Source organism: Rhizobium sp. SEMIA 4085 (assembly GCF_013004495.1).
Classification (GTDB): domain Bacteria; phylum Pseudomonadota; class Alphaproteobacteria; order Rhizobiales; family Rhizobiaceae; genus Rhizobium; species Rhizobium gallicum.
Genome location: NZ_JABEPH010000199.1, coordinates 1 through 11,201 on the forward strand (window position 1 = coordinate 1; position 11,201 = coordinate 11,201).

Here is an 11,201-nt window from a genome sequence, read left to right on the forward strand (position 1 = left end):
GAGCATCCTTGTTTCGAGCCGGCAGCGTCGGCGGCGACGGGTGCAATTGAACCTGCCGTGACCGGCAGAACGATCCTCAAATGGAACCTAGCACGCGAAAGAGAGCAGCCCAGAACATAGCTGACAGTTCGGCCGCCACCAAGAACCCAATCGTCCGCTCGTACATCCCGTCCTCCTCCAGATGGAACGAGGACCTGCCGCACATCATGACGAGCCCTCCCTACCCGCGAATCGCCTGCTAAGACGTATCAGGAAGGCGTGTTTACCGGTCTTGGCAAAGACGCGATATCGCAAGATCTCAGGATACTGGCCTTCCTCTTTCTGTCTGTCTTCCGACGCTCAGTCGAAAGCGGCCGGTGAAAGGATCTATGCCGCCTTCGAGGTGTGGTCCCGGCCCGCGTAGGCGACACCACGGCATACTACCACTTGGTCGACACGTTTCTTTCTTGGCGCTGCGCATGACCAAGCAACTGCTGAAAGACTTCCTGGCGACACGACCGAAGCCGCCGGAAAGAGCAGAGCGCCTGCAGGATTCCCGCCGACAGTGTCCGAAGACGGCGAGATCTGATCCAGCCCCTATGTGGGCGTTCTGCTGCCTGGAGAAATCACGTTTGGAACCGCGGTGGCGGCATTATGTCGTCAACGTTCTGCCGCTTACCAGTGGAGTGCCGCGGGAGACAGGAGTATCCTAGCTGCGATCGCGGTGGTGCCGCTTTACAGAGCGGCGCTTAGCACGGCGTTCTTGTCTAACGCCGAGCGAGGTTCAGATGATCTCGCCATCGCCGATGTCGGCGGCGCGCCAGAGACCCTCAATCGGAGGTAACCTAGCAGGGAGGTTGGTTTCATGTTTATCGACAGCAAAGAAATGTCCGTGGATCGTCGGCACTTCGTTTACGGTGGCGCCGCCGCCTTTAGCGCCATGGCCGCCGCATTGGCGGGCGGCGCTAGCTCGGCGCAGGCCCAAACCTACCGAGCCGACGAGGGAAAGGAGTTGGCGCCGGGTGTGCGGGCTGTGGAGCTCGGCAAGGGGGCTGCGATGATCCCCGGCTACAAGACAGTCTCGCTCATCGATCTCGTGTTTCAGCCGCAGTCGGACCTGCCTGTCAGCGCCATGCCCAATGCAATGATTTGCCACATCACCGAAGGGGAACTAATGGTTCTGCAAGACGGCAAAGAGTTCCAGGCCAAAAAGAATCACGTATGGACCTGTGCCGAGGGCACGAAGGAGGGCGCACGCAACGCCGCAGGCGCACTTGCGGTTATGCGGATTGCAAACCTGCTGACCGTATGACGCAACGCGGAAACGGAAGCCTCGGTGCCGACGCACAAGGTATGACGCGTTCGCCCGCCTTGTCGGCGCCCAAGCTTTGCCTGGATGGCAATCGATCGGCGCGGCTCCGTTTCGACAGCAAGTTAACTGAGCTCTCGATTTTTCACCGGGTGAGCCCCGATCTTGCTTGGGGTCGCTATGGTTTTGCAGGTGCGGCTTTCGGATCATGTCGGTGCAGCGACATTGGAACGAAGAACTCATTTCCTCGAATGAATCGGTCGCACCCGAACTACTTTGTGGAAGTGTCGTCGGCGCGGTGTTCGCGAATGGCGTCAAGTCTCTTCAAGAAGGGGCCGAAAGCATCGTCGGTGTCTGAAGGCACGGCAAATGTCGGCAATGATTGCAACTGCCGAACAAGAGCCCTGTCAGTTTCGTACGGCAGATACTGCAGCACGGCCGGTTCGTCTGGTTCCGATGTCATGCAGCCGTAACGGAAAACCGCCGCGATTGTTCCGCCAACGGGGCAAAATTATATTACTAATTCTCACGAGCAGAGATTTTCTAGTTGAGATTGCAGCCCGAAGATGGTCCTATGGAACCCGCGTAGCTGTGTCCCCAAGCCCTCCGCCGATTTTTGACCCGAGCGGCCCATGTCGATTTCAGATGCGATCTACCGTCCCTTCGAGACGCTGGTCCGGCCGCTCGAGATCCCCTATCGCCCGCTGCCCTCCGAGGGCCCGGTCGCGGTCCTCGTGCACTTCATCTCGATGTTCCGCGGCGTTCTGATCGTCTTGGCACTTTCCTCGATGGTGGTCGAAGCCATCAGCCTGACGATCGTCTGGGGGCTTTCGGTCATCGTCGACGGCGTGACGGCTCAAGGCGCCCTCGCCTTCCTGCACAGCGAATGGCCGCTGCTTGCCTTTCTCGGCCTCCTAATTTTTCCGGGCACGCCGGTCGCCTCGTTCCTTGTAAACACCCTCACCTCGCATACGCTGGGCGTCGGCATGCCGGCCGCCATCCAGTGGCAGGGTCACAAGGCGGTGGAAAGGCAGGATCTCGCCTTCTTTCACGAACTCTTTGCCGGACAGGTTGCCTCCCGTCTTTCGCAGGTGGCGTCCGCCGTACAGCAGCAGATCATTGCCGCATTCCAGTCTATCCCGCGCTTCCTCCTGCAGATGGTCGGCTCGATGATCCTGCTCGGCACGTTGTCCTGGCAGCTCGCCCTGCCGGTCCTCGTCTGGATCATCCTCAACGTCGCGCTTGCCGTCAGGCTTGCGCCGATCTTTGCCGAACGCTCGCGCCGCACCGCCAAGCAGCGCAGCCTCGTCGCCGGCGCCATCACTGATCTCTACAGCAACATGCAGATGATCAAACAGTTCGCTGCTGAAGACAGCGAGGCGGGCGCCATCCGCCGCATCCTGCAGAAGGCCGTGCAGACGCAACACAAGGAACAACGCATTTACCGGACGTCGGAACTGATCGTTGTAGCGCTCAACATGGCGCTCTGGTTGTCGATTCTTTCGATCGGTTTCTCGGGCCTCGTCAACGGCTTTCTCACGGTCGGCGAGTTCGTCGCGGCGGTCTACATCCTCCACCGGTTGTCCGGGCACACCTTCACCTTCCTGCAGATGGGCCACCAGATCTTCCAGGCGATAGGCACCATCAAGGACGCCATGCCAGTGATGACGACGCCACCCACCATCATCGACGGGCCGGACGCGGCCGAATTGACTGTCAACCGCGGGGAGATCCGTTTCGAGAATGTCCGCTTCGCCTATAAAACCGGCAAGCCGGTGATCGATGGGCTGTCGCTGACGGTGCGGCCCGGCGAAAAAGTTGGGCTCGTCGGCCTGTCCGGGGCGGGCAAGACGACGCTGGTTAGCCTGCTGCTGCGCTTCTACGACATACGCGACGGCGCGATCTTGATCGACGGACAGGACATCCGCACGGTCGCGCAAGCAAGCCTTCGCCGCGCGATCGGGGTCATCGCGCAGGACGTCTCGCTTTTGCACCGTTCGGTCGGTGACAATATCCGCTACGGTCGGCCGGAGGCGACGCAGGACGAGATCGAACAGGCGGCAAAGACGGCAAGGGCCGACGCGTTCATTGCCGATCTTGCGGACGGTGAAGGCCGCAAGGGCTTTGACGCCTTCGTCGGCGACCGCGGCATCAAGCTCTCCGGCGGCCAACGCCAGCGTATCGCCATTGCGCGCGTCCTGTTGAAGAACGCACCCATTTTGGTGCTCGACGAGGCGACCTCCGCACTCGACAGCGAATTCGAGGCAGCCATCCAGGAAAAACTCAATCTGGTGATGGCGGGAAAGACGGTCATTGCCATCGCACACCGCCTTTCAACCATCGCCAGGATGGACCGAATCGTCGTGCTCGATCAGGGGCGTATCGTGGAAGAAGGCAGGCCGGACGAACTGGTCGAACAGGATGGCCTGTTTGCTCGCCTTTGGAAACGTCAGACAGGCGGCTTCATTCCTGAAGTCATCAATTGACTTTGGGGGCATCGCTACGATGGCGGACCACTGCTGCAGCATCGCACAGGCTGTGCAGTTCGTCTCCGGGCCCGCTGGCAGACAATGCAGGCGCCGACGTTTTGGGTCGTCCAATGCCGGATTTACAGATCAATGAGTCGTTGGGCGGTGAACTTGTCCGTAACAAGCATGTCGATGACCCCAATTCGAAGGGCGCCGGCGATGGCGGCGGTCTTCTTAAACCCACCGGCTAAGGCGATCACGCGATCCACGCGTTCGAGGTCTTCGAGCGGGATACCAATAACGCGCTCGTCGAGCGGCGTCTTAACCGCCTTACCATTCCTGTCGAAGAACCGGAGCGAGATATCGCCAACGGCTCCCGCTTCAGCTAGGTCGGAGAGCTCCCGCGACGAAAAGATGTTCCCCGAACGCGCAAGGAGCTCGGAAGGCTCGACCGCTCCGATGCCGACGATTGCCAGTGAGATGCTGCCGAACAGGTCCATTGTCTCACGGACGAACGGATCGGCCTGCATGAGCAGCTTGGCCTCCCGCGAGGTCGTCACGCCTTGCACCGGAAGCAGCTTCGGCTCCGCGCCGGTCAGCCGTGCCAGTCGAGTCGTCAGTTGAGTGGCATGTGTCTGCACCGAGGGGTCGCCCATGCCCCCGAGCGTCTGAACGACATACTTCGCCTGGGCGCTTTTCTGCGGGTGAATGTTTTCGACCATCTTGAAGATGGTCTGACTCCAACTCGAAACTCCAATGATCTCGCCAGGGGCAAGGGTGACCTCAAGGAGATGGGCAGCCGCTTCCCCAATCCGTGCCATGACCGCGCCGTCTCGATCCTCGCTACATTCGACGACGACGGCTTCGGGTAGTCCGTACTTCTGCCTGAGAGCGCCCTCAAGCTCACTGTAGGTACCGACAGGAGGAATGACGCTGGTGCGAACGATGTCCTCGGCCTCGGCACGTTTCAGCATTCGGGAGACCGTGGCCTGCGACAGGCGAAGATGCTGCGCTATCTCAGCCTGCCGTCGCCCTTCGATGTGGTACATCTGGGCCACTCTTGACATGAGGCGGAGTTCGTTGAGGCGAGCCATGGCTGATCCCGGTGGGAATTTTTATTCACCTTTAGCCATTGTTTGGCGCGACGTCGAGCGGGCGACAGCATCATTCCAGGTATTCAGGAGCGCTGCCCGGTCCACAGGTTCCGGGTCAATGATCTGCGTGCTTCTGGGTATTGCCGCGATGACTTCAAGATCGCGCCACAGACCAAGCGACAGTCCTGCCAGATATGCGGCGCCAACTGCCGACGCCTCGGGGGCCTCGCATTGGATGACGGCGTGCTCGACAAGGTTCGACACGCACTGCATCAGGAAGCGGTTCTGGCTTGGTCCGCCGTCGACATAAAGGGCGCCAAGTTCGCCGCCACTTTGTGCTCGCATGGCCGCGATCACGTCGTGGGCCTGAAACGCGATCGAATCGGTCACCGAACGTGCCATCTGCGCACGCGTCGTACTGAAATTGATCTGAGAGAAAAGGGCGCGAGCATTAGAGTTCCAGTATGGTGCACCCAGTCCTACGAAGGCTGGCACGAATCCCGGCCCGCCTGCTTCGGCGGTCTCGGCAAGGTCGATCAGCGCAGCGACGTCCGCAAGGCCGAGAATGCCCGCCATCCATGGAAGGCTCGCGGCAGAAACGAGGATGTTACCTTCGAAAGCGAAAGTCGGCGTTCCGTCGATGCGCCAGGCGACGGTAGTCGTGACGCCATTGCGTGGGGCGATGAATCGCGGAAGGGTTGTCATCACCGAAGACCCCGTTCCGAAGGTTATCTTTCCATCACCAGGTTTAAACGCTCCATGGCCGAACAGGGCTGCATGGCTGTCCCCGATCGCGGCCCTGATAGGGGTGCCGTCGGGTACGCCCTGCAGCCCTTTTGTTGTTCCGAAATCGGCTGAACTGTCGAGCACCTCCGGCAGGAGTGCGGTATCGACACCGAAAATCTCGCCGAGCTCCATACTCCACGTCTGCTCCTCAAGGTCGAACAATTGGCTCCTGGCGGCGTTCGAGGCATCGCACACGTGCCGGCGTCCGCCGCTCATGCAGTGTACGAGCCAACTGTCGATCGTTCCCAGTCGCACTGGTCGGCCGTTCGGCACGCGATCAAGCAGCCATCGGAATTTCGAACCTGGGAACATTGGGTCGAGGGGTAGGCCCGTGAGCGCCTGCACGCGACCCAGATGTCCTTCGACGAGGAGACGCTCGCAATCAGGTGCCGTGCGCCTGCATTGCCAACTGAGGACCGGTCCGAGCGCTTCTCCCGTCTCAGCATCCCAAACCGTGACCGACTCGCGCTGATTGGAAATTGCCACAGCCGCAATGGTTACGTCCGGGACCGCTTTCAGGCAGACTTCGATCGCCTCGCAAACAGACGTGTAGAGACGGTTCGGTTCTTGTTCGACCCAGCCGGGTTTCGGATAGGAAATTCCCACAGCCGCGGAGCCTCTGCCGAGGACTTCTCCCTTTTCAGAAACCAGAACTGCCTTTGAATTGGTCGTGCCCTGATCGATCGCCAGAATAGCGAGCATCGTATCCTCCACAAATTAAAAGGCCGGGGCGGCTGAGCGTCCCGGCTCGATCGCGTGCAACCGGCTTATTTGCGCCTGATAAGCGCCTGGGCGGCATCCGCGATTGCCGACGGAGCCATGCCGAATTCATCGAGAAGGAACTCAGCCGAACCGGTCGGAGCATAGACGCCCGGAACGCCCAGGCGCTTCATCGGAACGGGGGCATTGTCGACCACCACCTCGGCGACTGCGGAGCCTAGCCCGCCGAAAATCGAATGCTCTTCTGCCGTCACGATCGCTCCGGTTTCATTGGCAGCGGCAATGATGGCATCCTCGTCTATAGGGCGAACCGTCGCGAAGTTGAGAACCCTGGCCCCAATGCCACGTTCCGTGAGGATTTCGGCGGCTTTCAGCATACGGTGAGTCAATGTGCCGTTCGCAATGAGCGTGACGTCGGAACCTTCGCGCAGGAGATTTGCCTTGCCAAGCTTGAACTTGTGACCTTCCGCAAGAAGGTCGGGCACGCCCACGCGCGAAAGCCGGAGGAAGCATGGCCCGTCGTAGGTCGCCGCCCACTCGACGGCCGCTGCGGTCTCGATGCGGTCGCAGGGCGCGATCACAGGAAGGTTCGGCAGGACCCGCGTCCATGCGAAATCCTCGATCGAGTGATGGGTCGGCCCGAGCTCGCCATATGCCATTCCAGAGGAGATGCCCACGAGCTTAACATTCGCGTTCGAGTAAGAGATGTCCGCCTTGATCTGTTCAAGCGATCGTCCAGTCAGGAACGGAGAGGCGCCGCAGACGTATGGTAGGTGCCCGCCGTTGGCCAGGCCTGCTCCAACGCCGACCATGTTCTGTTCCGCAATTCCGACATTGATCAGGCGCTCCGGAAATTTCGACCTGAAGCCGCCAAGCTTCGACGAGCCTACCGAGTCATTGCAGACCGCTACAACTTTCTCGTTCTCGGTCGCCAGGCGTTCGAGCGTCGCTGCGAACGCGTCACGGCAGTCGTAAAGCTTGGGTGCGTTTACTGACGCGTTCATTACAGTGCCTCCGACAGTTCTGCCACTGCGATTTCGTATTGTTCCTTGTTCGGAACCTTGTGATGCCAGTCGACACGATCCTGCATGAATGAGATTCCTTGTCCCTTGTTCGTGTGCGCGACAATGCAATGCGGGCGGTCGCCTCGATGTTCGAGCGCAGGAACGATCTCGTGCATATTGTTACCGTCAATCTCGGACACCTCCCAACCGAATGCTTCTAGTTTCGGTCGAAGTGGGGCGATGTCGTTGGTGTCGGCAAGTGCCGCACCCTGTTGGAACCTGTTGTGGTCGACGATCAACGTCAGGTTATCCAGCTTGAATTGGACGGCTGCCATGATTGCCTCCCAGTTGGACCCCTCCTGCATCTCCCCGTCGCCGGTGACAACGTACGTATGATACATCGCGCCGGAGAGCTTGGCGGCCTTCGCCATGCCCACCGAAACCGGCAGACCATGGCCGAGCGGACCGGTATTCGTTTCGACGCCTGGAACCTTGTTGCAGTTGGGATGTCCATTCAGTCTCGAGTGCGGCTGCAAAAAGGTGGATATCTCCTCTTCGGGAATAAAACCGCGCTTTGCCAGGGTTACGTACAGGGCGCACGCCGTATGCCCCTTGGAAAGGACGAACCTGTCTCGATCGGGATGCTTCGGCTGGTCCGGCCAGACTTTCAGGACGCGGAAGTAAAGGGCCGTGAGGAGGTCGATGACCGACATCTCACCGCCGATATGGCCGGCGCCTGCTTCAAAAACTGCCCGAAGATCGCGCAATCGGATCTCGCGAGCGAGGCGCTCAAGTTCTGTGGTATCCATTGATTCCTCGTGTGCATAATTATTCACTTATCAATATTTTTGCACATGACATCGTTTAGTCAAGCCCCTAGCGCGAACATCTCAAACCATTGACGCGGACAATCGCTGTTGACAGCCGCAAACCAACTTGTTAATGAATTTTCCAACGGGTGTGAATAATTATTCTTACCTGCACGAATATTGGCTACCAGCTAGACCCAGGGAGGAACGATGGTGGCGCTCGACATCAATGAACAGAGGCTTTCATCCGGCACCTGGCTGAGCAAGCTCAAGGGTGCCACCGGTCCGCTCGTGGGACTGCTCGCGCTTTGCATCTTCCTGAGCTTCAGCACGGACGCGTTTCTCTCGGTTCGAAACGGCCTCAATATTCTCGATCAGATCACCGTCCTTGGCATCATGGCGGTGGGTATGACCTTCGTCATCCTCATCGGCGGCATTGACCTGTCGGTCGGCTCGGTTCTTGCCCTTGCGATGATGGTCATGGGCTGGACCGCCCACATCGCCGGCCTTCCGCTTCCCGTCGGGATCGCTTTCGGTCTGATCGCATCCGCCGTTTCGGGGTTGATCGTAGGCCTGCTGGTAACGCAGTTCAGGGTTCCGGCGTTCATCGCCACTCTGGCCATGATGTCCGCGGCTCGCGGCGTCGCAAATATGATCACGGACGGTCAGCAGATCGTGGGGTTCCCTGACTGGTTCATGATGCTCGCAATCGATCGCCATTTCGGTGTGCTGACGGCCACCGTCTTTCTGATGCTTGCCGTCGTCCTTGCCGCTTGGCTATTCCTGCACTTTCGTTCCGAAGGTCGAATGCTCTACGCCGTGGGCGGGAATCCGGAGGTCGCGCGTCTGGCGGGCATCAACGTCCAGCTCGTGACGATCGGCGTCTATGTGATCAGCGCAGTCCTTGCAGGACTAGCCGGCATCGTGCTCGCGGCCCGCCTGGACTCGGTCCAGCCGTCCAGTGGCTTTGGCTATGAGTTGGACACCATCGCTGCGGTCGTCATCGGCGGGACTTCGCTCTCTGGCGGCGCCGGCGGGATCGGGGGAACGCTCATCGGTGTTCTCATCATCGGCGTCCTTCGCAACGGTCTCAATCTTCTCAATGTCTCGCCGTTCCTTCAGCAGGTGATCATCGGCATCGTCATCGTGCTTGCGGTCGGCGCGGAGACAATTCGTCGGCGTCGCGCCTGACGAGCGGCCGCCGAGTTGGCGCGCTCCACGAATTCCGCCCCCAAGGGTTGGGGCGGATCAACACCCCGAGGGGGAGGAATGACCCGAGGGTTCCATCAAACAACGGAGGAATTAAAATGAAAATTGCGCGCACCATGCTCGCGTCTGCCGCACTACTTGGTCTCACGCTCGGTCCTGTACATGCGGCGGAGCTGAAGAAGCTCGGCCTGGCCGTTGCCAACCTTCAGGCAAACTTCTTCAATCAGATCAAGCAGTCCGTCGAGGACGAAGCCAAGAAGCATGGCATCGAAGTCGTCACGGTCGACGCGAAGGGCGACGGACCGACGCAGGTCAACCAGATCCAGGACCTTTTGACCCAGAACATCGACGCACTGATCTACATTCCGGCGGGTGCGGCCGCAGCGACCGTTCCGGTCAAGCTTGCCAAGAATGCCGGCGTTCCGGTGGTGAACGTTGACCGAAACGCCGACGGAGCGCCCGGCGACACCTTCCTTGCAACGGATTCCGTCGCCTCCGCCAAGGCCGTTTGCGACTACATTCTGAAGCAAGCCGGCGGCAAGGGCAAAATGGTGATCATCCATGGCCAGAAGGGGACGACCCCCGAGGTCGACCGCTCCAAGGGATGCGCTGAATCCCTCAAGGCCAATCCGGACGTGAAGGTTGTTGCCGAGCAGTACTCGAACATATGGAGCCAGGACGAAGGATTCCAGATCATGCAGAACATGCTCCAGGCAAACCCCGACGTCTCGATCGTATTTGCCCAAGCCGACGCACTCGCACTTGGCGCCGCGCAGGCAATCAAAGTCGCCAATCCCTCCCAGAAGATCGTGGTGGGCGGCTTCGACGGCGATACAGCAGCCCTCGAAGCGCTCAGCAAGGGGGTCTTCGACGTGACTGCAACGCAGCAAACGCAGAAGATGGGACGCGACGCGGTCGCAAACGCCGCCAAGCTCGTCGCCGGAGAGAAGGTACCGCCGGTACAGCTCTTGGATGCCACGTTGACGACCAAGGAAAACGTCGCAGGTTTCATCGCCAGCCACCCGTAACAAAGTCGAGGTCTTGAGGAGGTGTGCCGTGACTGATCCGGTTCTTTCCCTGAGGGGCATATCGAAGCGATATGGGCCGCTCAAGGTTCTGAGAAATGTCAGCCTTGACGTCTATCCGGGCGAAGTCGTTGCACTTCTGGGTGAGAACGGAGCGGGCAAGTCAACGCTCTCCGGCATCATCGCCGGGTCACGCACGCCATCCGAAGGATCAATGACATGGCTGGGACAGCCTTATGCCCCGGCCACCCCAAGGGAGGCGATCGACAAGGGTGTCGTCCTGATCCACCAGGAGCTGCAACTCCTTCCGCAGCTTTCCATTGCAGAAAACGTCTTCATCGGACGCTGGCCCACGAAGAACGGCGTCGTCGACCGCGCCCAGATGGTTCGCCGCGCAACGCAGCAGCTCGCTCGCCTGAACCTTCATATACCAGCAACGCGGAAAGTCGCCGGCCTTTCAACCGCAAATCAGCAGCTCATCGAAATCGCGAAAGCGCTGGCTCTCAATGCAAAGCTCCTGATACTGGACGAGCCGACCGCAGCACTCGGTGGCGCGGAGACGGAAGCTCTTTTCGAACAGGTCCGAAAGCTTCGATCCGAAGGCGTTGGCATCATCTACATCTCCCACCGCATGGAGGAGATCAGGCAGATTACCGACCGGATCGTCGTGCTTCGCGACGGTGAGCGCGTGCAGGAATTCGCCGACAGCGCGACGCCCGTGCGCACGATTGTCGAGAGCATGGTCGGACGTTCGCTCGACCGTCTGTTCCCGACCCTGCCCGTTCCGTCGGACCATAC

9 protein-coding genes are annotated in these 11,201 nt (G+C 59.9%); 5 read left to right on the forward strand and 4 right to left on the reverse strand.

Going from position 1 to position 11,201, the window contains the following annotated elements:
- Window positions 1–844: 844 nt before the first annotated feature.
- Both C9413_RS19365 and C9413_RS19370 read left to right on the forward strand, forming a co-directional pair.
- A complete protein-coding gene (locus tag C9413_RS19365) occupies window positions 845–1,291 on the forward strand; it encodes a hypothetical protein (protein WP_170250777.1) in 447 nt (148 codons plus the stop codon).
- A 629-nt stretch (window positions 1,292–1,920) separates the two neighbouring features.
- Window positions 1,921–3,774 carry an ABC transporter ATP-binding protein gene (locus C9413_RS19370; RefSeq protein WP_040115958.1) on the forward strand — a complete coding sequence of 618 codons (1,854 nt, stop codon included), beginning with the start codon at window positions 1,921–1,923 and terminating at the stop codon, window positions 3,772–3,774.
- 122 nt (window positions 3,775–3,896) lie between these two features.
- Here the strand turns inward: C9413_RS19370 and C9413_RS19375 are convergent, their stop codons facing one another.
- The 4 genes from C9413_RS19375 to C9413_RS19390 all read right to left on the reverse strand — a co-directional run bounded on the left by C9413_RS19375 (window position 3,897) and on the right by C9413_RS19390 (window position 8,169).
- Entirely contained in the window at window positions 3,897–4,850 is a 954-nt protein-coding gene (locus C9413_RS19375; RefSeq protein ID WP_040115959.1) for a sugar-binding transcriptional regulator, read from the reverse strand.
- A gap of 21 nt (window positions 4,851–4,871) precedes the next feature.
- Window positions 4,872–6,338: an FGGY-family carbohydrate kinase gene (locus tag C9413_RS19380; protein ID WP_040115960.1), complete on the reverse strand. Its 1,467-nt coding sequence runs from the start codon at window positions 6,336–6,338 to the stop codon at window positions 4,872–4,874.
- 65 nt (window positions 6,339–6,403) lie between these two features.
- Window positions 6,404–7,360, reverse strand: coding sequence for a transketolase family protein (locus tag C9413_RS19385; protein ID WP_040115961.1), 957 nt, complete (start codon window positions 7,358–7,360; stop codon window positions 6,404–6,406).
- A complete protein-coding gene (locus C9413_RS19390; RefSeq protein ID WP_040115962.1) occupies window positions 7,360–8,169 on the reverse strand; it encodes a transketolase in 810 nt (269 codons plus the stop codon). The genes C9413_RS19385 and C9413_RS19390 overlap by 1 nt, the downstream gene beginning before the upstream one ends.
- Window positions 8,170–8,379: 210 nt before the next feature.
- Here C9413_RS19390 and C9413_RS19395 point away from each other — a divergent pair, with 210 nt between their 5' ends.
- From C9413_RS19395 to C9413_RS19405, 3 genes are all read left to right on the forward strand, one after another.
- A complete protein-coding gene (locus C9413_RS19395; RefSeq protein ID WP_170250778.1) occupies window positions 8,380–9,360 on the forward strand; it encodes an ABC transporter permease in 981 nt (326 codons plus the stop codon).
- A gap of 116 nt (window positions 9,361–9,476) precedes the next feature.
- On the forward strand, window positions 9,477–10,406 hold the full coding sequence (locus C9413_RS19400) for a sugar ABC transporter substrate-binding protein (RefSeq protein WP_040115964.1): 930 nt from the start codon (window positions 9,477–9,479) through the stop codon (window positions 10,404–10,406).
- Between the two features lie 28 nt (window positions 10,407–10,434).
- Window positions 10,435–11,201, forward strand: a 767-nt coding sequence (locus C9413_RS19405; protein WP_170250779.1) for an ATP-binding cassette domain-containing protein, incomplete at its 3' end; no start/stop codon positions are given.